We start from the raw sequence: 21371 nt of genomic DNA on the forward strand, positions 1-21371 counted from the left end.
CGGAGTGTACTTTTGTACATGAGCATTCCGAGCCTGTTTTTAACGCCGCAGGGCCGACGCGCAGCAGATCGTATGCAGGCTCTCAGCGCTGCTGAATCACCGGCTGCCCTGCTTTCGGCTTGAAGTACAGCGTCTCACCGCGAGTGAGGTTGGCCAGGCTGAGATGATCCTTGGCCACTTCAGCTTCGATCGGCTCACTCTGTCCGGCAACTTTAAGGGTCACGCGGGTGATTGCGCCGAGCGGGCGGATGTCGCGTACATCACCAGCCTGGTGGCCTGCTTCGGCCTGGCGCGAAAGATGAATCTCGTGCGGACGGAACAGCACGTGGTTGTCGTTACCGACATACAGACGGTTGGCATCACCGAGGAAGTGATAGACGAAATCGCTGGCCGGCTTCTCATACACCTCGCCCGGCGAGCCGATCTGCTCGACCACGCCCTTGTTCATCACCACGATGCGATCCGCCACCTCCATGGCCTCTTCCTGGTCATGGGTGACGAATACCGAGGTCAGGTGCACTTCTTCGTGCAGGCGCGCCAGCCAGCGGCGCAGTTCCTTGCGCACCTTGGCATCCAGGGCGCCGAATGGTTCGTCGAGCAGCAGCACTTTCGGCTCTACCGCCAGGGCACGAGCCAGGGCGATACGCTGACGCTGGCCACCGGAAAGCTGCTCGGGGTAGCGATCCGCAAGCCAGTCAAGCTGCACCAGATCAAGCAGATCGTGGACCTTCTTCTTGATCGCATTCTCGTTCGGCCGCTCGCCCTTGGGCTTCATGCGCAGACCAAAGGCAACGTTGTCGAACACGGTCATATGACGAAACAGCGCGTAGTGCTGAAACACAAAGCCGACATTACGGTCGCGCACATCGTGGTTGGAGACATCTTCGCCGTGGAACTCGATGCTGCCGCTGTCCGGGGTTTCCAGGCCGGCGATGATGCGCAGCAACGTGGTCTTGCCGCAGCCGGACGGGCCAAGCAAAGCGACCAGTTCGCCACTCTGGATATTCAGATTGATATCGTTCAGCGCTTTGAACGCATTGAAATTCTTGCTGACGTTAGAGATTGCAATCGACATGACTTATTCCTCGCCAGCACTGGCTTTCAGGCGGTTGATACGGGACTCGCTCCACTGCTTGAGCAGCAGGATAAACACCGCCAGCAACAGCAGCAGGCTGGCGACGCTGAAGGCGGCGACGTGGTTGTATTCGTTGTAGAGAATCTCGACATGCAGCGGCAGCGTATTGGTGTAACCACGGATATGCCCGGAGACCACCGACACCGCGCCGAACTCGCCCATGGCCCGCGCGGTACAGAGCACCACGCCGTAGATCAGGCCCCATTTGATATTGGGTAGGGTCACGTGCCAGAACATCTGCCAGCCATTGGCGCCGAGCAGGCGCGCGGCCTCCTCCTCCTGAGTGCCCTGCTCCTGCATCAGCGGGATCAGCTCGCGGGCAACAAAGGGCACGGTGACAAACACCGTGGCAAGGACGATGCCCGGCAAGGCGAAGATGATCTGAATATCATGCTCACGCAGCCACGGGCCGAAGAAGCCCTGGGCGCCGAACAGCAGTACGTAGATCAAGCCGGCGATCACTGGCGAGACCGAGAACGGCAGGTCAATCAGGGTGACCAGAATGCTCTTGCCGCGAAACTCGTACTTGCTTACGCACCAGGCGGCGGCAACGCCGAACACCAGGTTGAGCGGCACCGAAATGCCCACCGCGAGGAGGGTCAGCTTCAGCGCACTGATCGCGTCGGGCTCGAAGATCGCGCCAAAGAAGGTGCCAAAGCCGTGCTTTAACGCCTCACTCAGCACGATAAACAGCGGCAACACGAGGAACAGCACAAACACCAGCCAGGCGCTGATGATCAGCAGCCGACGACCGAGCACATTGCCGCGTCGTGCGGCGTTGGCCGAGGCTGACGCGCTTAGGGTTACAGAAGACATGGCGACCTCCTCAGGACTTGGCAATCTGGCGCTGCAGCAGGTTGATCAGCAGCAGCAGAATGAAGGAGACAACCAGCATCAACACGCCAATAGCCGTGGCACCGGTGTAGTCGTACTGGTCAAGCTTGACCATGATCAGCAGCGGCAGAATTTCGGTTTTCATCGGCATATTGCCGGCGATAAAGATCACCGAACCGTACTCACCGACACCACGGGCAAAGGCCAGCGAGAAGCCTGTAAGCCAAGCTGGCAGCAACGCTGGCAGCAGCACATGGCGAAACACCTGCAGTGGTTTGGCACCGAGGCAGGCAGCAGCTTCTTCCACCTCGCGGGGGATATCAGCCAGCACCGGCTGGATGGTGCGCACCACAAACGGCAGGGTGATAAAGGTCAGCGCCAGGGTGATGCCGATGGGCGTGTAGGCAATCTTGAAGCCCAGGTCGGTAGCAAACTGACCAACCAGGCCGCTCGGGGCATACAAGGCGGTCAGGGCGATACCGGCAACGGCGGTGGGCAAGGCAAAAGGCAGGTCGATCATCGCCTCTATCACCTTGCGGCCTGGGAAGGTGTAACGCACCAGCGTCCAGGCCAGTAATGTACCGATAATGCCGTTGATCACGGCGGCCGCCAAGGCAGTGGCAAAGCTCAGCTTGAGCGCGGCCAGCACTCGCGGTGCGGAAATAATCGCCCAGAACTCAGCCCAGGTAAGCTGAGCGGCGTGAACGAACATGGCACCCAGAGGAATCAGCACCAACAGGCTGAGGTACACCAGGGTGTAGCCCAGCGTCAGCCCGAAGCCGGGTATGACGGGGGAAGTACGACGAGACATGGTTTGGCCTTGTGCTTGTTAAGCGACGAGCTAATGACGCGTTGCGAGCGAAGGTCAGACAAGGCGAAAGCCGGCGAGGGACGCGGAGTTTACGGGCTGTAAATGAGCAGTCCCGAGCCGGCTTTCAACGCAGTATGACCGAGCGCAGTAGCGTCACTGCGCCTGATAGATCTGATCGAATACCCCACCATCATTGAAAAACTTCGGCTGTGCGGTTTTCCAACCGTTGAAGTCCTTGTCGATGGTCACCAGCTTCAGTTCCGGGAACTGCTTGGCGAACTCACCGGCAATGGCCTGGTTACGCGGACGGTAGAAGTGCTTGGCGGCCAGACGCTGACCTTCATCGCTGTACAGGTAGTTGAGGTAGGCCTCAGCCACTTTGCGCGTGCCCTTCTTGTCGACGTTTTCATCGACTACAGCCACCGGCGGTTCGGCCAGGATCGACAGCGACGGTGCGACGATTTCGAAGTTGTCGCCACCCTCTTCTTTCAATGCCAGGAAGGCTTCGTTTTCCCAGGCCAGCAGCACGTCGCCGATCTGGTTGTTAACGAAGGTGATGGTCGAACCACGGGCACCGGTGTCGAGTACTGGCACGTTCTTGTAGAGCTTCTCGACGAACTCTTGGGCTTTCGCTTCGCTGCCGTACTTCTGCTGGGCGTAGGCCCAGGCGGCGAGGAAGTTCCAGCGCGCACCGCCGGAGGTTTTCGGGTTCGGGGTGATGACTTCCACGCCAGGTTTGACCAGGTCATCCCAGTCCTTGATGCCTTCCGGGTTACCCTTGCGCACCAGAAACACGATGGTCGAGGTGTACGGCGTGCTCGATTGCGGCAGACGCTCCTGCCAGTTCTCCGGGATCAGCTTGCCGAGCTTGTACAGCTCATCGATATCACCGGCCAGGGCCAGGGTTACCACGTCAGCACGCAGGCCATCGATTACCGCACGGGCCTGCTTGCCCGAGCCACCGTGGGACTGCTGAATAGTGATGGCTTCATTGCCCTGGGCTTGCCAGTGCGTGTTGAACGCGGCGTTGAATTCACTGTACAGCTCGCGGGTCGGGTCGTAAGACACGTTGAGCAGGGTTTCAGCGGCGGCCACCGGGCCTGCAAAAATGCCGCTGGCAAGGGCAGCGAGGGCAAAACGGCGAATGGACATGGTGCAGCTCCTACTGGGACAAATACGGGGTTGGCGTTCAATGGGTCGATGCTCTCGCCACCTGCCGTGGCTATCCGGCGTGGTGCGCGTGGGCTCGACTCTTTTCATTGCACGCCCTCCGGTGGTCCGGTCGGGCTTTGCGGCGTGTAGCGTTCGGTATGTCAGTTAGCTGCTCGTATTGCTCTGAGCGTGTCGGCGAAACTTTTCTTTACGCTCGATCTGCACGACCTGACCGTTGTGCACGGTGATTTCCACCGAGCCGAACTTCAGGCCATTCAGCGCAGCCTGGATCTCACGCAGGATGCTGGCGTCGTACTGATCTTCAAGGTTCTGCAGGGTTGAGGTCATGTTGATGCTCCATGAAATAGCCCCTATAAGCGGCGAAGAACAGCCGTAGTCAGTAGGCGTGGAGCGGATAGTAGAGAGGCTTTTATATTCTTAAAAATACCATTTAATAACACTTATATATCTTTTAAGAATATAAAGAGTCGCACCCTCTGCTCACCGAAAAAAGAGCTTCAGGCATAAGCAAATAATTTCTTATTCTTTTTGATATTCAAAAGCCCTCCCTACACTGCAGCCATTCACATCTGCAGGAGGGCGCACGATGCGCAACCAAGCTATCCGCTATCTGATAGTGCCGGGCTGGCAAGGATCGGCAGACGACCATTGGCAGAGCCACTGGCAGCGCAGCCTGCCGAACAGCGCTCGGGTGGAACAGGCCGACTGGCTAAACCCTAAACGTGAAGACTGGGTCGCCGAACTGCAGCGCAGCATCGCCAGCGATCCGCGCCCGACCATCCTGATTGCCCATAGCCTGGGCTGCATCACCGTGGCGCATTGGGCAGCTCATGCCCCTGTGGAGTCGCTGCGCCGGGTGCGCGCGGCATTGCTGGTCGCCCCAGCCGATGTCGAACGGACCAACTGCCCGCCAGCACTGCAGAACTTTGCGCCGATTCCACAGCACTTACTGCCCTTCCCCAGCCTGTTGCTCGGCTCGGACAACGACACCGCCGCCAGCGCTACGCGGGCCTGCGAACTGGCCCGTGACTGGGGCAGCGAGGCGATGGTCCTCAGCGGCGTCGGGCATATCAACGTGGCGTCTGGGCATCAGCGCTGGGAACAGGGCTTTGCCTACCTGTATCGTTTGCAAAGCCGTATCGAGCGGCACGCGCGCCGAACTGCCTAAGAGTCACGGCTAGTTAAACACCAGGTCCCTTGGCCAGTTCGGCTTGCAGCCAATCGACAAACACCTGGGTCAGACGCTGACGACGTTTGCGCTCGGGCAGCACCAGGTAATACCCCAGCTCGGAATGCGCTACTTCATCGCCCACGCGGCACAACAGGTTCTGCGTCAGCAGTTCATCGACCAGATGCCGCCAGCCGATGGCCACGCCCTGCCCAGCGATGGCCGCCTGAATCAGCAGTGTGTAGTTATCGAAACGCAGGCTGCCGGGGCTTGGGGTTTGCTGCAGACCAAACGCGCGAAACAGCCCGGCCCAATCAAACCAGCGCGAGCGGTTTTCCGGGCGCAGGTGCAGTAGCGGCAGGCTGGCCAGTGCAGCAGCTGGCAAAGGCATTGTTTGCCCCTTGAGCAACTGCGGGCTGCACACCGGAAACACCTCTTCGCGAAACATCAGCTGCGCCTCGGCGTGCTTGAAGCGCCCGTCGCCGAAGTTGATCGCCACATCAATCTCCGCCGGCAGCGCGCCCTGATCACGCTCGCTGGTAATCAGGCTGACATCCACCTCCGGATGCAACTGATGGAAGCGCTGCAAGCGCGGCATCAACCAGTACGCGGCAAAAGCAAAGTCAGTCGCCACCTGCAGCACCTCATGCTGCTGTTGCGCGGTCACGGCCTGCAGGCCGGCATCAAGACTCTGCAGGCCATCCTGTACATAGCTCAGCAACAGCTCACCGGCATCGGTCAGGGCAATGCCCCGGTACACCCGGTCGAACAGCCGCGTGGCCAGCTGCTGCTCAAGCCGTTTGATCTGCTGGCTAATGGCCGGTTGGCTGGTGCCCAGCTCGCTGGCGGCGGCGGTAAAGCTCAGCTGGCGGGCGGCGGACTCGAACACCCGCAGCACATCCAGCGACACCCCATCGATGCGTTCAAACATAAGCTCAGGTTATCCAATGCATCTGCTGACAGCAGGTTTACCCAGCTTTTGCTAAGCCGGATGATCAAGCCAGCACTGTCGCATAAATCTTTTATATGGAATACCGGCTGCCATGAAACGCCCGAACATCCTCTTTATCATGGCCGATCAGATGGCCGCGCCGATTCTGCCGCTGCACGATGCCGCCTCGCCGGTTCAGATGCCCAACCTGATGCGCCTGGCCGCCGAGGCCGTGGTGTTCGACGCCGCCTACTGCAACAGCCCGCTCTGCGCGCCATCGCGCTTTACCCTGGTCAGCGGCCAACTGCCGTCGAAGATCGGCGCTTACGACAACGCTGCCGACTTCCCCGCAGATGTACCGACCTACGCCCATTACCTGCGCCGTCTGGGCTATCGCACCGCGCTGTCGGGCAAGATGCATTTCTGCGGTCCGGATCAGCTGCATGGTTATGAAGAGCGCCTGACCAGCGACATCTACCCCGCCGACTACGGCTGGGCGGTGAACTGGGATGAGCCGGATGTGCGCGCCAGCTGGTACCACAACATGTCGTCGGTGCTGCAAGCCGGACCATGCGTGCGCACCAACCAGCTGGATTTTGATGAAGAGGTGGTGTTCAAGGCCCAGCAGTATCTGTATGACCACGTGCGCAGCGACGGCGATCAGCCTTTCTGCCTGACCGTGTCGATGACCCACCCGCACGATCCCTACACCATCCCGAGCGAGTTCTGGGACCTCTACCGCGACGAGGACATTCCTCTGCCGCGCCACACCATCGCGCAGAATGAGCAAGACCCACATTCGCAACGCCTGATGAAAGTCATCGACCTGTGGGACAAGCCGCTGCCCGAGCAGAAGATCAAGGATGCGCGCCGCGCCTACTTCGGCGCCTGCAGCTATATCGACAGCAATATCGGCAAGCTGCTGAAAACCCTCAAGGACTGCAACCTGAGCGACAACACCATCATCGTGTTCTCCGGCGACCACGGCGACATGCTGGGTGAGCGCGGCCTCTGGTACAAAATGCACTGGTTTGAAATGGCCGCTCGGGTGCCGCTGCTGGTGCACGCCCCCAAGCAGTTTGCTGCGCGCCGGGTAAGCCAGAACGTCTCGACCATGGACCTGCTACCGACCCTGGTAGAACTCGCTGGTGGCACGCTGCAAGCCGACCTGCCGCTGGATGGCCGCTCGCTGCTGGCACACCTCGAAGGTCGCCAGGGGCATGATGAAGTGATTGGCGAATACATGGCCGAAGGCAGCATCAGCCCGCTGATGATGATCCGCCAGGGTGAGTGGAAATTTATCTACTCCGAGATTGATCCCCTGCTGCTGTTCAACCTACGCCACGACCCGCAAGAGCGCGAAAACCTGGCAGAGTCCGCCGAGCACCAAAGCCGGCTCGCCGACTTTATCAACCAGGCCCAGGCGCGCTGGGACATGCAGGCGATTCATCAGGCCACCCTGGCCAGCCAGCGTCGCCGGCGTTTTGTTGCCAGCGCCCTGACCCAGGGGCACCTGACCAGCTGGGACCATCAGCCAATGGTCGATGCCAGCCAACAGTACATGCGCAACCACATTGATCTCGACGACCTCGAACGTCGCGCCCGTTTCCCGCAACCCTGATTGCAAGCCACTGCCGCGTTGATCCAAAAACTAATAATTCAAGAGGACATTGCCATGCACACACTTCGCACAGCGCTTATCGGTAGCCTGTTACTGGCCGCCAGCAGCTATACCTTCGCCGAAGACGCCAGTTGCGCCACGGTGAAACTGGGCGATCCGGGTTGGAGTGATATTGCCGTGACCAATGGCATCGCCAGCTTCCTGCTCGACGGCCTGGGCTACAAGGCGCAGCCGCAGACCCTGGCCGTGCCGATCATTTTCGCCGGGCTGCAGAAAGGTCAGGTGGATGTGTTTCTCGGCAACTGGATGCCCGCGCAGCAGAGCAACTACGACAAGTTCGTCAGCAGCGGTGAAGTCGAGCAACTGGTGGAAAACCTCGGCGGCACCGAGTACACCCTGGCCGTGCCCACCTACGCCTATGAAGCCGGGGTGAAAACCTTTGCCGACCTCAATCAGCATGCCGACAAGTTCAGCAGCAAGATCTATGGCATCGGTTCCGGCGCACCGGCCAACGAATCCATCCAGAAGATGATCGCCGCCGACGAATTCGGTCTCAAGGACTGGAGCCTGGTCGAATCCAGTGAACAGGCCATGTTGGTGCAGGTTGGCCGCGCAGTGAAACGCGAGCAATTTGTGGTGTTCCTCGGCTGGACCCCGCACCCGATGAACGTGCAATACGACATGCGCTACCTCAAGGGCGGCGAGAAGTACTTCGGTGCCAGCGGCAGCGTCAACACCCTGGCCCGCAAAGGCTATGCCGCGCAGTGCCCGAATGTCGGCAAGCTGCTGAGCAACCTGAAATTCACCCAGGAAATGGAGAACGCCATCATGGATAAAGTGCTGAGCAAGCAAGCCAGCAACGATGAGGCAATCAAGGCGTGGCTCAAGGCCAATCCAGCGGTGGTTACCGGTTGGCTTGAGGGCGTAACCAGCCGCACTGGCGGTGATGGTCTGGCGGCAGTTAACGCCAAGCTTTGAATCGGCCGGCTTGATTCCCTAAAGTAGACGAGCCGCTGCTGTGCAGCGGCCTTGTCCATCGCCTGCACAAGAAGCCCACGCATGCCACTGCTCCGCCTTCAGACCCTGTTGCCCTTTCTGCGCTGGCTGCCGCATTGCAGCAAACGCAGCCTCGGTAAAGACCTGCTGGTGGGGCTCAACGGCGCCATCCTCGCGCTGCCGCAATCCATCGCCTACGCCCTGATCGCCGGGCTACCGCCGCAATACGGCTTGTACGCGGCCATCGTGCCGGTGCTGATCGCCTGCTTGTGGGGCTCTTCCAGCTTTCTGATCTGCGGACCAACCGCCGCGATCTCCATCGTGCTGTTCAGCAGTGTCAGCCCAATGGCGACACCGGGCAGCGACCACTTTATTGCCCTGATTCTGCTCCTGACCCTGCTAGCCGGTGTATGCCAATGGCTGCTCGGGCTGCTGCGCTTCGGCGCGCTGGTGAATTTCGTTTCGCATTCGGTGGTACTCGGCTTCACCCTGGGCGCCGCCCTGGTGATCGGCATCGGCCAGTTGCCCAACCTGCTCGGCCTGACGGTTACCAGCCAGGCCACCGCACTCACAAGTCTACTCAGCCTCGGCGAGCACCTGACCGAGAGTGACTGGCGCACCCTGGCCGTAGCGCTGTTCACCTTGGCCATCAGCCTGTTGTGCAGGCGCTTGTGGCCGCGGGCGCCGGCTTTACTGATCGGGATTGTGGCCGCCAGCCTGCTGGTCATGGCCTGGCCGGGGCAGCTTGGCCACGTTGCACTGGTCAGCCGTTTTGCAGGAAGCCTGCCGCCCTTCGCGCTGCTGGAGTTCAACCTCACCCACATCCTGCAACTGCTGCCCGCGGCCGTGGCCTGCGGTTTGCTCGGGCTGGTCACCAGCCTGTCGATTGCCCGCGCCCTGGCAGATAAATCCCAGCAACTGTTCGATGCCAATCAGGAAGTCCGCGCCCAGGGCCTGTCGAATATCATCGGTCCCTGGTTCGGCGGCTCGCTATCTGCCGGCTCCTTCACCCGCTCAGCGCTCAACCAGCAAGCCGGCGCCTGCTCGCCCATGGCCGGGGTGTTCGCTGCCCTGCTAGTGGCATTGTTCGCCCTGCATGGCAGCCGCCTGTTTGCCTATGTGCCGATTCCCGCCATGGCGGCGAGCATTCTGCTGATCTGCTGGGGACTGTTCGACCTCACCGCCGTTAAAGCCCTGAAGCGCGTGAGTCGCAGTGAGTTTCTGGTGATGCTGCTGACCGTGCTGGCGACCCTGGTGCTGGAGCTGCAAAGCGCCATCTACGCCGGCGTACTGGCCTCACTGATCGTCTACCTCAAGCGCACTTCACAGCCGCGCGTGCGCCAGTGGCAGGACGGCGAGCAGGAATGGCTGTGTATCGAAGGTTCGATCTTCTTCGGTGCCTGTCATTACCTGCAGCAACGCCTGCAACGCAGCTGTGCAGCGTGGGTAATGATCGACGCGCGGCATATCAACTTTATCGACTACGCCGGCGTCACCATGCTGCACCAGGAAGCACGCCGCCTGCACAACCAGCAGCGGCATCTGGTGTTGCACCACGCACGGCCACAAGTGATCGACGAAATTCGCAAGCTGGAAGGCCCGGAGCGCTGCCCGGTGCAGTTCGCCTAGCCGCCTGGAAAAGCTGCCAGACAGTGGTGTACAGCCGTGCAGGTCGGAAGGGCTCCGACCTGCGCTTAGCTGACCTACAAAGGCTGCAGGTCAGAACATGGCATCAGCGTTGTGATGCCATGTCATGGCTGATGATGATTTCCACCCGCCGGTTCATCTGCCGACCTGAAGCCGACTCATTACCGGCAACTGGCATGCTCTCGCCCTTGCCCGAAGCACCCAGGCGGCTTGGGGAAACGCCCTGATTGGTCAGGTAATGCATCACCAAGTCGGCGCGACGTTGCGACAGGCTCAGGTTCATTTCTTCGCTGCCGACGTTATCGGTATGCCCTTCAATCAGTACTTGCCGCTCAGGATGCTGGCCGAGAAAAATCGCCAGCTTGCCGAGGTTATTGGCCGTACCCGCACGCAACTCTGAGCGCCCGGTAGCGAATAGCAGATCACCCAGGGTCATGACCAAGCCACGTTCGGTTTGCTTGGCATTCAGCTCATCAATCTGTTGCTGTAACTGGCTGTTCTGCCGCTGCGCCTGGTCGGCCTCGCGGGTGCGCGAATCCAGACGCGCGCCTTCACGCTGCTGGCTGAGGATTTTGCGCTGATCCTCGTAGAAGCGGGTCTGCGCCAGCGCCGTGGCAATTTCCACTTTGCGGTCAGCCATCACCACCAGATGCTGGCCCAGGGCCTGCTCTGCGTCCTGATCCTTGCGCGGCTGTTCGGCGACGGTCACCGCATCTTCAGCGGCCTTGAGCGCGACAGGCGCGCGAGTATTCAGCTGTGGATCAGCTTGCAAGCGGGTGAGCTTGCCGCGCACATCGGCGGCGCCTTCCGGCATGCTCGGTTTAGCGGCGCAGCCGGCCAGTGCAAGGCTGATTGCGCTGACCAGCAGCAGGTGCTTCGCGTTATGAGCAAGGTTCATTGTTGAGCTCCCGTGTTGCGTTGCATTTCCTGTTTCAGGCTGTTGGTGCTTTTCTGCATTTCGTCATTGACTACCTTGGCTTTGGTCGCCTGTGACTTGGCCAGGGCCAGCTCGGCCTCTACCCGCGACTGGTCTGCCAGGCGCTCGGCGAGCAGCATCTCCTCACGCTGCACAGCCATATTGGCGGCGGTCAGTTTTTCCCGAGCGACACCCAGCTCCGGTGAGGCGTAATCGGCCACGCGGGCCTGTTCGGCATTGCTGATCGCCGATTCGGCAGCTTGCAACGCCTGGCTCGGCGGCAGGGGCGGTGAAGCGCAGGCGCTGAGCATCAGCAGCCCGGCGCAAAGGCCGGCGAAACGCAACGCAGCCATGCCATCAACGATGGATGAAGTCCTGTTCATAGGAATGTCCTCAAAAACAATTACGGGTAAGCACGCCACAGCTTTCGCCGCACACGGGCCCAGGTGGGCTAAGCCACAGCGCTCAATCAGCGCGGCAGACAGCATTCTTGGTCGCCAGATCAATGGCCTATGGCATGACGCTCTGCGCCAGGCTCATGGCAATCAGCAGACTGCTCACGGCAAGGACGGCATAGGCAATGGCAAACGCCAGCAAGAGCGGGCGGTAGTGGATTTTCATGGCGCATCTCCGACGGTTAATGCACAGGCAACTGCAGGCTAAACGCCACCTTGAAACACGGCACTCACTTCGCGACTGCAGCTCGCCTGGAGCGACAATCGCAGCTCGGCACAGTCCTGTCGGTACGCTGGCGCGCATAGACCGCACAATCGCGGGTATCGCAATGCGCCCTGCGTACGCAGGCGCACAGACACGCCCATTTACGCGGCTTAAGCTTCCGTTCGGTCGTCGACGACGGCTCACGATCAGGAGCAGCAAGATGGACCTCTATCGCCACCACGTTTCAGGCTTCTTTACCCAACGCAGCACCGCTGAACAGGCACTGGCCCAGTTGATTCAGCGTGGCATGCACCACGAACAGCTGGAGATCGTTGCAGGCAACGCCGATGCCCCACCCGCTCCTGCACCGCAGGCGAAAAGCAACAAGGTGCTCAAGGACATGCTGGTCGACATCACTATTGGTACCGGTATTGGTATCGGCATTGGTGCCTTGATCGCGGTAGCGTTGATCGTCAGTGAAGTCAGCCTGTTCCACGCCAGCCCGATCCTTGCGCCCTTCTCCCTGATGGGCATGGGGGGCTTTATCGGCGGTTTTCTCGGCGGTGTGATCGGCGCCTCATCCGGCGCTGGCCAGCATCACGGACGCTTTGCCAAGCTGGTGAGTAAGGCGATTACCCACGGTGATGTGGTGCTGGTGGCACAGACCCACAACGAGCAGGAGACCCGCATGGCACGCGAGGTGATCAAGGCCACATCCGGCCTGGTCAAGGACATCAACATGGCCGCTGCACCCGAGCTGCAGCAGCAACGTTGAGCCCAGATCCTTACTGAGTCAGGGTCAGCAGAATATCGGCATACCAGGTGCAATTGAGCCCTAGAGCCTCGTCCACCTCTAGATCTCGGCTACCCAGATCAAGCCGCGCCGAATGCACGCCCAGCAGCACCCAAGGCAACTCATCTGTCTCGCTGTCCGGTATGCGCATTACCACTGGCGCACCACTGGTGCCGCGGTGTGTGCGGGCATCGGTCAGAAAGTACCCCTGGCCCTGAAAACGCAGGCCGAATGACGACGCCACCACGGCATGCCGCACCACCGCGATATGGTGCAGGGTGTCGTGAAAACCCAGGGGGAAACCCACCACCAGCAAGGACGTACCGACCTCTACCGGGGTTTGCGGCTGCAGTAGATGCTCCGGGGTAAAAGCGTGATAGACCATGCTCTCTGGCAGCGCCGCGCGCTTGATCTCCAGCACCGCCACATCAACCTCACCAGCACCATCGCAGCCCTGCCGCCAAAGGCTCTGGCCATCGCGATAGAGCGGCATGGAGAAGCCGGTAGTCTGCGCCACATTGTGCAAATCGGTGTGCACTTCGATCTCGACACGATCGGGAAAATGCTGGCTCGGCTCATCAATCATCACGTGCCGACTGGTTACCAAGAACAGACGCTCATCGCGGGCGAAGTAAAAGCCGCTGGCGTTGGTCAGCAACTGCTCCCCGGCAAAGGTACAGACGCGTGCAGCCGTCAGCAGCACAGGTTCGATCATCGACATTGCGGCATATCCTTGAATTGACGGCAGGCATGCCAGAACAGGCCCATGAGGCTCTAAATAGAGCAATTGCCACGCCATTTCACCTACGGCGCGGCAATCAGGCTATCGGCGCAGCGCCATGGCGTCGGTACGCAAACCCGCATAAGCGCTGTAGCGCACCGACTGACGACCTCAGCTTTGACAGGCTGGCATCAGCACAATTCCGCTCTGACCGCGCAACCGGCCCAGCGCGGTAAACTCAGGAGCACCACACATGAGCAGACCCCTTGCCGAAATCATCCAGAAAAACTGGCGCAAACTGGCCGGCCTCGCCCTGATTGTCTGGGACGAGCTGACCCTGGATGAACTGATCAAATCCGAAGGCGACGCGCAGAAACTGACCAACCTGGTGCAGCAGCGCTACGACATGCCCCGCGAGGACGCCAGCAAGCAGGTCATGAGCTTCTTCGAAAGGCACCGCACCAGCTGACAGCGCGCCAACGCTGGCAAGCAAGCGACCGCCTCACTTCAAGCGATAGCGCGCCAGCTCAGCCGGCGTCAGCACGCGCATGCGCCGCGGCTCGGTGCTGTTGATCGCCGCAAGCAGTTCCGGCGGAATCTGCATTTCCTTGAAATAGGCGGTTTGAGTGGCGCGGCTCGGCCCGAAGGCAGATGCCGAATGCACCGAATCACTGCCCGCATAATACGGCCTGTGAATCCCCACATAACCGCGCACGCTTTTGCCATGCCCCGCCGCCAGCAGGTACACGCAACTGCCCTGGCACACCCCGGTGGACGGCACCAAAGCGTCGAAGCCGGTTTCACGCAGCAAACGCCCCATGCGAATGGCCTCGGATACGCTGCCGCCGATGCTGTCGAGCATGACGATTTTCTTCGCGTACTTGCCCGGGTTGGCTTTGATGCCCTTGAGCAGCGCCTCGTAATCGCCCGGCGCAATATCCTCGGAAACCTTGGCCAGCAAAACCCGCCCGAGCGTCTTATGCTGCCCGGCCTGCACCTCGACCTTGGCCAACGCGGCGCCCGAACACAGCGCCGCCACGCAGATAATCACAGCCTGAAACACAGTACGACTCATAAACCCGGTAAATCCTTAAGCGATGCGGTCAACGGATGGGCGAAGATACCTGTTGCCGAGCAATCGCGCATAATTTGCAGCATTGGGAGCATGCCTCGACAACCCCGGCCTGCCCTACCCAACCCGTAAGCAACGCCGCTACCACCTGCTCAAGTGAGAATTACCGTGGCCCCGATGTTCAAAATCCAGCACCGCACTCCTGAAATCTACCGTCAGCAAACCCGCCGCAGCACCCTGACGATAGCGGCAATCTTCGTCGCCCTGGCCATGCTGCTGTCGAGCAGCGCTGTGCTGCTATTCGGCACCCCAGGCGGCGACAACTTCCGCTTGAACCTTGGTGGGGTTATCGCCGCATTAGCGCTGACCGTGGTCCTGGTGCGCGTGGTGCTGTGGCCACAGCCCTTTATGGCCGCTGCCGTGTACGGCTGGCGCCTGAAACGCAGCCTGATGCGCGTGACCAACCTGATGCACCACGTCAAAGCCGGCGTCGCCGCCCGCGACCCAGCAGCCATGCAGCTACTGCGCTTCTACCACCTGGGCCTGACCCAAATGCACCAGTTGGATGGCAACTCCAGCGCCCTGAGTGAAGCGGTGGCGGAAATCAACCAACACCAAGAACGCATGGAAGAACTGAGTATGGATATTGACCAACTGCAACTCGATGCGGACTGGCTTGAAGCTGTGAAAAAGATCCAGCCCCTGCCCCGCTAACCTGCAAGTAAGCGCTGCCAAAGGGAACAGCATAAAATGAAGGACATGGAGCATTTTTAGGACAGTTTTACCCTAAACCTGCGCCCCACAAAAAAGCCCGCTGGAATCTATCAAGACTTCAGCGGGCTTTGCGTACTTCAATATGGCGGGAAGATAGGGATTTGAACCCTAGGTACCATCGCTGATACAACGGATTTCGAATCCGTCCCGTTCGGCCACTCCGGCATCTTCCCGTGGCGGCGCGCATGATAACAGCTGAAGTACGTTTGGCGAACCCCAGTTTTGAAATTTTTCACATACTTTCAGATGCTTGCGATCAAAGGCGGTTAACAGCTACAAAATCTGGCTAGTGGGCAACTGTTTAGCTGCCCACAAAAAGGGGCGCCGCAGCGCCCCTTTTTGTCGCGCTTACGCGCGTATTGCTGCGGCTTAGACGGTGAGGCGCGTCAGGGCTTCGCGGTATTTGTCGGCGGTTTTCTGCGCGACGTCGGCGGGCACTGCGGGGGCTGGCGGCTCTTTGTTCCAGCCAGTGGATTCCAGCCAGTCGCGTACGAACTGCTTATCGAAGCTTGGTGGGTTCTTGCCTTCTGCATAGCTGTCGGCCGGCCAGAAGCGGCTGGAGTCCGGGGTCAGGGCTTCGTCCATCAGGGTCAGGGTGCCGTCTTCGTCCAGCCCGAATTCGAACTTAGTGTCGGCGATGATGATGCCGCGCGTGGCTGCGTATTCCACCGCTGCGCTGTAGAGGGCAATCGAGGTGTCGCGCACTTTAGCTGCCAGCTCGGCGCCGATGATCGCTTCGCATTGCTCGAAACTGATGTTCTCGTCGTGGTCGCCCACGGCAGCCTTGGTCGAGGGCGTGAAGATCGGCTGCGGCAGTTTGGCTGCTTCTTTGAGGCCCGCAGGCAGTTGGATGCCGCAAACGGTGCCGCTCTTCTGGTATTCCTTCCAACCGGAGCCAACGATATAGCCGCGCACGATGGCTTCCACCGCGACTGGCTTGAGGCGCTTGGCGACTACTGCGCGGCCTTCCACCAGAGGCAGTTCGGCGGCGGGGACGATGTCTTCAACCTTGTCGCCGGTGAAGTGGTTGGGCACCAAATCCTTGAGCTTGTCGAACCAGAAGTTGGAGATGGCGGTGAGGATCTTGCCCTTTTCCGGGATTGGCTCGTTGAGGATCACGTCGAATGCCGAAAGGCGGTCGGTGGCGACCATCAGCATGCGTTTGTCGTCGATCTCGTAAAGATCACGGACTTTGCCCGAATAGATTTTCTTCAGGCTCAGGGTGGTGGCTGTGCTCATGTCGGAATTTCCGCCTTTGGTAAACAAAACAGGCGAAACCCGCCGGGTTTCGCCTATTGGTATTGCCGGTGCAGCAGTTACCTGCTGTCAGCCAAGGTTTTCCTGGATCAGGTCCAGCACCTTGCGCGCCACGTCGGCTGGGGCAATGGTGTTGAGATCTTTTTCCACGGTGACCTGCACGCTGTCGCCAACGGCGGTCAGGCGTACCTGATAGCGTTCGGCACGGGCGTCGATCTCTTCCTTGCTCGGCGCGCTGCCAAACACGCTACCGAAGAAGCCAGGTTTTTCGTCCGGCTTCTGCGCGCGCTCGGCGAGGTTGATGTAGTACACGCCCAGGCTGCGGTTGATGTCGTCGATGCGTACATCAGCCATTTCCAGGGAGCGACCGACACCGGACCAGGCGCGATCGAAATCAGCACCCAGACTCAGCACCGGGTTACCGTTGCCGTCTTCGGACAGGCTTACGCGGTTCGGAGCATCGTAATCACGAGCAGCCAGCAAGGAGACCGAACCACCCTGCTCGGCGCTGCGCGCCAGGGTCACGAGCATTTCATCGAGCAGCGCGGCATCCAGGCTGGGGTTGCTGCTGCGGTTAGTGAAGGCGACATCGGCGGTGCTGCCAGCTGGACGCTCGGCGCTGACCACGAAGATTTCGCTGGTATTGCGCTGCACGCCTGGCTCGATACGCACCCGCACGCGAGTTTCGGCATCTGGGTTCACACCAGATACGCGGCTGCTCAGACGACGCGCCATGGATTCAGACAGGGCATCAAAACGCTGCCAGGAAGTACTAAATTCGCCCGTTTGCGGACGCTCTTCTGCAATCTGGAAGCCATTGTCAGCAAAGAACTGACGCGCCACAGGCCAGACTTCGGCCGGTACGCGCTGCGCCACAACCCAGCGCGACTCACCACTCTTCTGCAGGCTGAACTCGCTGGCATCACCGGCCACAGCCAGAGCTTGCGGGCGCGGCACGGTAAATTCGCCGGTATCGGTGGTGGTGGCAACTTGCTGCGGCACGGGCAGCAGTGGGTCGATACGCTTGGCGTCGACGTTTGGCGGCATTTGCATCGTGGCCGTCTGACGGGCTTCGAGGTAGTCGCTACCACGGTCACGGAAATAGCCGTTTTCGCCATAGATCCAGCCGCAACCGCTGGTACCAGCGATGATCAGGGCCAGGGCGGAGAGTCCGGTGAGTCGCTTCATGCGTAGTAATTCCTCAATTAAACCAATACGCCGGACTGGCGCAGGGCCTGACGCAGCGGTTCATGACAACGTGGACTGAGCCAGGTCAGTGGCAGACGAATACCGTCTGGCATCAAACCCATTTCATGCAGAGCCCATTTCACCGGAATCGGGTTGGATTCGATAAACAGCGCCTTGTGCAGCGGCATCAGGCGGTCGTTGATGGCGCGGGCAATGGCGGCTTCACCGCGCATGGCTGCTGCGCACAGATCGCTCATCGCGCGCGGGGCGACGTTGGCGGTTACCGAGATATTGCCCTTGCCTCCCATCAGCATCAGCTCGACGGCGGTGGCGTCATCGCCGGAATAGACCAGGAAATCCTTGCTCACGCGATCCAGAACTTCCTGGCCGCGCTGCAGGTCACCCGTGGCTTCCTTGATACCGATGATGTTGTCGATCTTGGCCAGACGCTCAACGGTTTCCGGCAGCATGTCGCAGACCGTACGGCCCGGCACGTTGTAGAGGATCTGCGGGATGGCAACCGATTCGGCGATATGGCGGAAGTGCAGGTACAGGCCTTCCTGAGTCGGCTTGTTGTAATACGGGGTGACCAGCAGGCAGGCGTCGGCGCCGACATCTTTAGCAGCGCGGGTCAGTTCGACTGACTCTCGGGTGGAGTTGCCACCGGTACCGGCGATGACGGGAATACGTCCGGCTACCTGATCGACCACACGACGGATCACTTCTACGTGCTCACCCACGTCAAGCGTGGCGGACTCACCTGTGGTGCCGACCGCGACGATGGCGTTGGTGCCCTCTTGCAGGTGGAAATCCACCAGTTTGCTCAGGCCGTCCCAATCAAGACCACCTTGTGCATCCATGGGCGTAACCAGTGCCACCATACTGCCCGCAATCATGCAACCGCTCCTGCCGGAAAAAGAGAGCGGTAATGGTACTGGGGCCACCTGCCTTGCACAAGCGAAGTACCTCGGCAACGCGTATACAATCTTTCTCAGGCAAACGCGGCACATTCCACATCGCCAAGCCCTGCCGGCATTCCCCTGAGCGGTGCTTTTCGCTACCCTTCCGGCTTTGATCGGTGCTGTATAAACGGCTCGACCGCTTATTGTTTAGGAAGGCTGCATGTCCACCCCCCCAGTTCGCGAACAATTCCTGCTTATCAGCGCCCTTGGCCCCAACGCCATGGAGCTGACCAACGTGCTCTGCCGCACCAGTCACGAGAACCGTTGCGCCGTGGTCAGTACTCGCCTCAGCCGACATGGTGAGTACAGCGCACTGGTCTTGCAGATATCCGGCAGCTGGGATGCACTGGCTCGCTTGGAGTCAAGCCTGCCGGCGCTGGCGAAGAAGCACAGCTTCTCGGTCAATGTGATTCGCAGCGCCGCCTCGGAAAGCCGCCCACAAGCGCTGCCGTATGTGGCGTATGTCAGCTCGGCCTACCGCCCAGACATCCTCAATGAGCTGTGCCAGTTCTTTCTCGATCACCACGTCGAGCTGGAAAACCTCACCTGTGACACCTACCAGGCACCGCAGACCGGCGGCACCATGCTCAACGCGACCCTTACCGTGACCTTGCCAGCCGGCACGCAGATCAGCTGGTTGCGTGATCAGTTCCTCGACTTTGCCGATGCGTTGAATCTGGACGCTTTGATTGAACCCTGGCGTCCGCAGAACCCATAAAGGAGCAGCACGATATGGCCGTAGTACTCGACACCCCGGTTGCAGATTTTCAGGCAGAGGCCACCAGCGGCCAGACCGTAAAGCTGTCCGCACTCAAAGGCCAGCAAGTGGTGATCTACTTTTACCCGAAGGACAGCACGCCGGGCTGCACCACCGAGGGCCAGGGTTTTCGCGACCAATACCCGGCGTTTCAGGCAGCTAACACGCTGATCTTCGGCGTATCGCGCGACAGCCTGAAGTCCCACGAGAACTTCAAGTGCAAGCAGGAATTCCCCTTTGAGCTGATCTCTGACAAAGATGAAGCCGTTTGCCAGCTGTTCGATGTGATCAAACTGAAGAAACTCTACGGTAAGGAATACCTGGGCGTGGACCGCAGCACCTTCCTGATCGATAAAGAGGGTGTATTGCGCCAGGAATGGCGTGGCGTGAAAGTACCCGGGCATGTCGATGCGGTACTGGCCGCGGCCCAGGCACTGAATAAAGCCTGAATCGCGCGCGCAAAAAAGCCGGTCAATTGACCGGCTTTTTATTGTCTGCGGATTAATCCGCCGTTATCTGCTCTCTACGTGGCCAGGCATCGATCACAGCCTTGAATAGCGTGGCCAACGGGATGGCGAAGAACACGCCCCAGAAGCCCCACATGCCGCCAAACAGCAGCACCGCGCAGATGATCGCCACCGGGTGCAGATTGACCGCCTCGGAGAACAGCAGCGGCACCAGGACGTTGCCGTCCAGCGCCTGGATGATCCCGTAAACCACCATCAGGTAAATGAACTGGTCACCAAGCCCCCACTGAAACAGCCCGATCAGCGCCACCGGCACAGTGACCACCACGGCGCCGATATATGGCACTACCACCGACAGACCGACCAACAAGGCCAGCAGCGCGGCGTAGTTAAGCCCCAAGTAGGCAAACGCGATGTAGGTGACCACACCACAGATAATGATTTCGATCACCTTGCCGCGAATGTAGTTGGCAATCTGCTTGTTCATCTCCTCAGCCACTTGAGTGATCAACGCACGTTCACGCGGCAGATAACCACGAAACCACGCACTGATCAGCTCGCGATCCTTGAGGAAGAAGAACACCAGAATCGGCACCAGCACGAGGTAGATCATGATGCTGACCAGCATCGGCAAGCTTGATAAGGAAAACGACAGTGCCCACTGGCCAAACTTGCCAACCTCACCCCGCACGCCCTCAATTAACTGCAGCACCTGTACATCGGTAATCAGCGTCGGGTATCGCTCCGGCAGCAGCAGAAACAGCGACTGCCACTCGCCAAGCATGCGCGGCAGCTCATTGAACAAGGTGCTCAACTGTTGCCAAAGCAGTGGCATCAACACCAACAGAAACAGCCCTAGCATGCTTAAAAACAGGGTAAACACCAGCCACACCGCCACCACTTGCGGCAAGCGCAGACGTTCAAAGGCATTCACCAACCCCTGCATCAGAAACGCCAGCACCAAGCCGGTCAGCACTGGAGCCAACATTCCACCCAGGTTCAGGATCGCGGCAAAGCCCAACACCAATAAAACCGCGAGCACCACCGCCTGCTCATCAGAAAAATAGCGATGCAACCAATCCTGAAACACCTTGAACATCGTGACTCCTTACTTGAGCAGCGCCTTCACAGGCATCCCTATGAACCGCACTTGTCGTCGCAGCTGCTAGGCCTTGCGCAGCCAATAGCGATACACACCACTATCGACCTCTTCACGCAACAGACTATGCCCGGCCAGGCTGGCGAAGGCACGGAAATCCCGCTGCGAGCCGGCATCAGTGGCCTCAACCTTGAGTACGGCGCCACTGGCCAGGCGGTTTAGCTCCAGCTTGGCTTTGAGTAAAGGTAGCGGGCAGTTGAGCCCGCAGGCGTCCAGTTGCGCGTCGAAGTCCTCGGCACGCCATTGCATATCAGTCATTGAGCCACTCCAGGAAGGCCGCAAGGATACCCAAGGGCGTACAACCCTGGCCAGCACCGCCGCCAGCCAGC

The 21371-nt window shown here is 59.9% G+C and carries 24 protein-coding genes and 1 tRNA gene; 9 read left to right on the forward strand and 16 right to left on the reverse strand.

The genetic code is table 11. The features are described from left to right. Positions 1 to 82: 82 nt before the first annotated feature. From ALTER154_RS12510 to oscA, 5 genes are all read right to left on the reverse strand, one after another. Positions 83 to 1075 (reverse strand): sulfate/molybdate ABC transporter ATP-binding protein, encoded by a 993-nt coding sequence (locus ALTER154_RS12510; protein ID WP_160087486.1) that lies wholly within the window; start codon positions 1073 to 1075, stop codon positions 83 to 85. A gap of 3 nt (positions 1076 to 1078) precedes the next feature. After that, positions 1079 to 1951, reverse strand: coding sequence for a sulfate ABC transporter permease subunit CysW (gene cysW, locus ALTER154_RS12515; RefSeq protein WP_090252919.1), 873 nt, complete (start codon positions 1949 to 1951; stop codon positions 1079 to 1081). Positions 1952 to 1961: 10 nt separating this feature from the next. Next, complete coding sequence (gene cysT / locus ALTER154_RS12520) at positions 1962 to 2780, reverse strand: sulfate ABC transporter permease subunit CysT (RefSeq protein WP_160087488.1); 819 nt, start codon at positions 2778 to 2780, stop codon at positions 1962 to 1964. Positions 2781 to 2933: 153 nt separating this feature from the next. Then, the gene (locus ALTER154_RS12525) at positions 2934 to 3932 is read right to left on the reverse strand and encodes a sulfate ABC transporter substrate-binding protein (RefSeq protein ID WP_160087490.1); all 999 of its coding nucleotides are present in this window, start codon (positions 3930 to 3932) and stop codon (positions 2934 to 2936) included. Between the two features lie 165 nt (positions 3933 to 4097). Continuing rightward, positions 4098 to 4280, reverse strand: coding sequence for a sulfur starvation response protein OscA (gene oscA, locus ALTER154_RS12530; RefSeq protein ID WP_160087492.1), 183 nt, complete (start codon positions 4278 to 4280; stop codon positions 4098 to 4100). A 259-nt stretch (positions 4281 to 4539) separates the two neighbouring features. Between oscA and ALTER154_RS12535 the strand changes: the two genes are divergently transcribed. Next, positions 4540 to 5121, forward strand: a complete 582-nt coding sequence (locus ALTER154_RS12535; protein ID WP_160087494.1) for an alpha/beta hydrolase — start codon at positions 4540 to 4542, stop codon at positions 5119 to 5121. Positions 5122 to 5134: 13 nt separating this feature from the next. On the opposite strand, the gene ALTER154_RS12540 is transcribed toward ALTER154_RS12535, so the two are convergent. Then, on the reverse strand, positions 5135 to 6052 hold the full coding sequence (locus ALTER154_RS12540; protein WP_160087496.1) for a LysR family transcriptional regulator: 918 nt from the start codon (positions 6050 to 6052) through the stop codon (positions 5135 to 5137). Between the two features lie 112 nt (positions 6053 to 6164). Here ALTER154_RS12540 and betC point away from each other — a divergent pair, with 112 nt between their 5' ends. From betC to ALTER154_RS12555, 3 genes are all read left to right on the forward strand, one after another. Continuing rightward, entirely contained in the window at positions 6165 to 7673 is a 1509-nt protein-coding gene (betC, locus tag ALTER154_RS12545) for a choline-sulfatase (RefSeq protein ID WP_160087498.1), read from the forward strand. 54 nt (positions 7674 to 7727) lie between these two features. Further along, complete coding sequence (gene choX, locus ALTER154_RS12550) at positions 7728 to 8651, forward strand: choline ABC transporter substrate-binding protein (RefSeq protein WP_160087500.1); 924 nt, start codon at positions 7728 to 7730, stop codon at positions 8649 to 8651. Between the two features lie 81 nt (positions 8652 to 8732). Continuing rightward, entirely contained in the window at positions 8733 to 10298 is a 1566-nt protein-coding gene (locus tag ALTER154_RS12555; RefSeq protein WP_160087502.1) for a SulP family inorganic anion transporter, read from the forward strand. Positions 10299 to 10401: 103 nt separating this feature from the next. Here ALTER154_RS12555 and ALTER154_RS12560 read toward each other — a convergent pair whose 3' ends face one another. Both ALTER154_RS12560 and ALTER154_RS12565 read right to left on the reverse strand, forming a co-directional pair. Further along, positions 10402 to 11214 carry an OmpA family protein gene (locus ALTER154_RS12560; protein WP_160087504.1) on the reverse strand — a complete coding sequence of 271 codons (813 nt, stop codon included), beginning with the start codon at positions 11212 to 11214 and terminating at the stop codon, positions 10402 to 10404. Further along, positions 11211 to 11615, reverse strand: a complete 405-nt coding sequence (locus ALTER154_RS12565; protein ID WP_241693772.1) for a DUF4398 domain-containing protein — start codon at positions 11613 to 11615, stop codon at positions 11211 to 11213. Before ALTER154_RS12565 ends, ALTER154_RS12560 begins: the two co-directional genes overlap by 4 nt. Positions 11616 to 12112: 497 nt before the next feature. On the opposite strand from ALTER154_RS12565, the gene ALTER154_RS12570 reads away from it, so the two are divergent. Next, a complete protein-coding gene (locus tag ALTER154_RS12570; RefSeq protein ID WP_178126340.1) occupies positions 12113 to 12667 on the forward strand; it encodes a hypothetical protein in 555 nt (184 codons plus the stop codon). Positions 12668 to 12677: 10 nt separating this feature from the next. Here the strand turns inward: ALTER154_RS12570 and ALTER154_RS12575 are convergent, their stop codons facing one another. Further along, positions 12678 to 13406: a serine protease gene (locus ALTER154_RS12575; protein WP_256665632.1), complete on the reverse strand. Its 729-nt coding sequence runs from the start codon at positions 13404 to 13406 to the stop codon at positions 12678 to 12680. Positions 13407 to 13659: 253 nt separating this feature from the next. Between ALTER154_RS12575 and ALTER154_RS12580 the strand changes: the two genes are divergently transcribed. Next, complete coding sequence (locus ALTER154_RS12580) at positions 13660 to 13875, forward strand: general stress protein CsbD (protein ID WP_090252854.1); 216 nt, start codon at positions 13660 to 13662, stop codon at positions 13873 to 13875. A gap of 33 nt (positions 13876 to 13908) precedes the next feature. Here the strand turns inward: ALTER154_RS12580 and ALTER154_RS12585 are convergent, their stop codons facing one another. Beyond that, positions 13909 to 14481 carry a hypothetical protein gene (locus ALTER154_RS12585; protein WP_160087506.1) on the reverse strand — a complete coding sequence of 191 codons (573 nt, stop codon included), beginning with the start codon at positions 14479 to 14481 and terminating at the stop codon, positions 13909 to 13911. Between the two features lie 174 nt (positions 14482 to 14655). Between ALTER154_RS12585 and ALTER154_RS12590 the strand changes: the two genes are divergently transcribed. Continuing rightward, a complete protein-coding gene (locus ALTER154_RS12590; RefSeq protein WP_160090114.1) occupies positions 14656 to 15192 on the forward strand; it encodes a DUF3087 domain-containing protein in 537 nt (178 codons plus the stop codon). A gap of 143 nt (positions 15193 to 15335) precedes the next feature. Here the strand turns inward: ALTER154_RS12590 and ALTER154_RS12595 are convergent. From ALTER154_RS12595 to dapA, 4 genes are all read right to left on the reverse strand, one after another. Continuing rightward, positions 15336 to 15425: transfer RNA gene (locus ALTER154_RS12595), tRNA-Ser, on the reverse strand. Positions 15426 to 15621: 196 nt separating this feature from the next. Continuing rightward, positions 15622 to 16491: a phosphoribosylaminoimidazolesuccinocarboxamide synthase gene (locus tag ALTER154_RS12600; protein WP_090252652.1), complete on the reverse strand. Its 870-nt coding sequence runs from the start codon at positions 16489 to 16491 to the stop codon at positions 15622 to 15624. Between the two features lie 87 nt (positions 16492 to 16578). After that, positions 16579 to 17697, reverse strand: coding sequence for an outer membrane protein assembly factor BamC (gene bamC, locus ALTER154_RS12605; RefSeq protein ID WP_160087508.1), 1119 nt, complete (start codon positions 17695 to 17697; stop codon positions 16579 to 16581). A 17-nt stretch (positions 17698 to 17714) separates the two neighbouring features. Then, positions 17715 to 18593 carry a 4-hydroxy-tetrahydrodipicolinate synthase gene (gene dapA / locus ALTER154_RS12610; RefSeq protein ID WP_090252647.1) on the reverse strand — a complete coding sequence of 293 codons (879 nt, stop codon included), beginning with the start codon at positions 18591 to 18593 and terminating at the stop codon, positions 17715 to 17717. A gap of 226 nt (positions 18594 to 18819) precedes the next feature. Between dapA and ALTER154_RS12615 the strand changes: the two genes are divergently transcribed. Together ALTER154_RS12615 and ALTER154_RS12620 are read left to right on the forward strand one after the other, a co-directional pair. Next, positions 18820 to 19377: a glycine cleavage system protein R gene (locus ALTER154_RS12615; RefSeq protein ID WP_090252644.1), complete on the forward strand. Its 558-nt coding sequence runs from the start codon at positions 18820 to 18822 to the stop codon at positions 19375 to 19377. A gap of 14 nt (positions 19378 to 19391) precedes the next feature. Continuing rightward, on the forward strand, positions 19392 to 19865 hold the full coding sequence (locus ALTER154_RS12620) for a peroxiredoxin (RefSeq protein WP_160087510.1): 474 nt from the start codon (positions 19392 to 19394) through the stop codon (positions 19863 to 19865). Between the two features lie 52 nt (positions 19866 to 19917). Here the strand turns inward: ALTER154_RS12620 and ALTER154_RS12625 are convergent, their stop codons facing one another. Continuing rightward, positions 19918 to 20982 (reverse strand): AI-2E family transporter, encoded by a 1065-nt coding sequence (locus ALTER154_RS12625; protein WP_160087512.1) that lies wholly within the window; start codon positions 20980 to 20982, stop codon positions 19918 to 19920. Between the two features lie 66 nt (positions 20983 to 21048). Further along, on the reverse strand, positions 21049 to 21300 hold the full coding sequence (locus ALTER154_RS12630; RefSeq protein ID WP_090252637.1) for a sulfurtransferase TusA family protein: 252 nt from the start codon (positions 21298 to 21300) through the stop codon (positions 21049 to 21051). Positions 21301 to 21371 lie beyond the last annotated feature (71 nt).

Origin of the sequence: Pseudomonas sp. 9AZ (assembly GCF_902506525.1) — a bacterium.
GTDB classification, from domain to species: domain Bacteria; phylum Pseudomonadota; class Gammaproteobacteria; order Pseudomonadales; family Pseudomonadaceae; genus Aquipseudomonas; species Aquipseudomonas peli.

Coding starts and splice junctions, on each gene's coding strand:
- ALTER154_RS12510 (WP_160087486.1), bottom strand. CDS start 1,075: ATGTCGATTGCAATCTCTAACGTCAGCAAGAATTTCAATGCGTTCAAA.
- cysW (WP_090252919.1), bottom strand. CDS start 1,951: ATGTCTTCTGTAACCCTAAGCGCGTCAGCCTCGGCCAACGCCGCACGA.
- cysT (WP_160087488.1), bottom strand. CDS start 2,780: ATGTCTCGTCGTACTTCCCCCGTCATACCCGGCTTCGGGCTGACGCTG.
- ALTER154_RS12525 (WP_160087490.1), bottom strand. CDS start 3,932: ATGTCCATTCGCCGTTTTGCCCTCGCTGCCCTTGCCAGCGGCATTTTT.
- oscA (WP_160087492.1), bottom strand. CDS start 4,280: ATGACCTCAACCCTGCAGAACCTTGAAGATCAGTACGACGCCAGCATC.
- ALTER154_RS12535 (WP_160087494.1), top strand. CDS start 4,540: ATGCGCAACCAAGCTATCCGCTATCTGATAGTGCCGGGCTGGCAAGGA.
- ALTER154_RS12540 (WP_160087496.1), bottom strand. CDS start 6,052: ATGTTTGAACGCATCGATGGGGTGTCGCTGGATGTGCTGCGGGTGTTC.
- betC (WP_160087498.1), top strand. CDS start 6,165: ATGAAACGCCCGAACATCCTCTTTATCATGGCCGATCAGATGGCCGCG.
- choX (WP_160087500.1), top strand. CDS start 7,728: ATGCACACACTTCGCACAGCGCTTATCGGTAGCCTGTTACTGGCCGCC.
- ALTER154_RS12555 (WP_160087502.1), top strand. CDS start 8,733: ATGCCACTGCTCCGCCTTCAGACCCTGTTGCCCTTTCTGCGCTGGCTG.
- ALTER154_RS12560 (WP_160087504.1), bottom strand. CDS start 11,214: ATGAACCTTGCTCATAACGCGAAGCACCTGCTGCTGGTCAGCGCAATC.
- ALTER154_RS12565 (WP_241693772.1), bottom strand. CDS start 11,615: ATGAACAGGACTTCATCCATCGTTGATGGCATGGCTGCGTTGCGTTTC.
- ALTER154_RS12570 (WP_178126340.1), top strand. CDS start 12,113: ATGGACCTCTATCGCCACCACGTTTCAGGCTTCTTTACCCAACGCAGC.
- ALTER154_RS12575 (WP_256665632.1), bottom strand. CDS start 13,406: ATGTCGATGATCGAACCTGTGCTGCTGACGGCTGCACGCGTCTGTACC.
- ALTER154_RS12580 (WP_090252854.1), top strand. CDS start 13,660: ATGAGCAGACCCCTTGCCGAAATCATCCAGAAAAACTGGCGCAAACTG.
- ALTER154_RS12585 (WP_160087506.1), bottom strand. CDS start 14,481: ATGAGTCGTACTGTGTTTCAGGCTGTGATTATCTGCGTGGCGGCGCTG.
- ALTER154_RS12590 (WP_160090114.1), top strand. CDS start 14,656: ATGTTCAAAATCCAGCACCGCACTCCTGAAATCTACCGTCAGCAAACC.
- ALTER154_RS12600 (WP_090252652.1), bottom strand. CDS start 16,491: ATGAGCACAGCCACCACCCTGAGCCTGAAGAAAATCTATTCGGGCAAA.
- bamC (WP_160087508.1), bottom strand. CDS start 17,697: ATGAAGCGACTCACCGGACTCTCCGCCCTGGCCCTGATCATCGCTGGT.
- dapA (WP_090252647.1), bottom strand. CDS start 18,593: ATGATTGCGGGCAGTATGGTGGCACTGGTTACGCCCATGGATGCACAA.
- ALTER154_RS12615 (WP_090252644.1), top strand. CDS start 18,820: ATGTCCACCCCCCCAGTTCGCGAACAATTCCTGCTTATCAGCGCCCTT.
- ALTER154_RS12620 (WP_160087510.1), top strand. CDS start 19,392: ATGGCCGTAGTACTCGACACCCCGGTTGCAGATTTTCAGGCAGAGGCC.
- ALTER154_RS12625 (WP_160087512.1), bottom strand. CDS start 20,982: ATGTTCAAGGTGTTTCAGGATTGGTTGCATCGCTATTTTTCTGATGAG.
- ALTER154_RS12630 (WP_090252637.1), bottom strand. CDS start 21,300: ATGACTGATATGCAATGGCGTGCCGAGGACTTCGACGCGCAACTGGAC.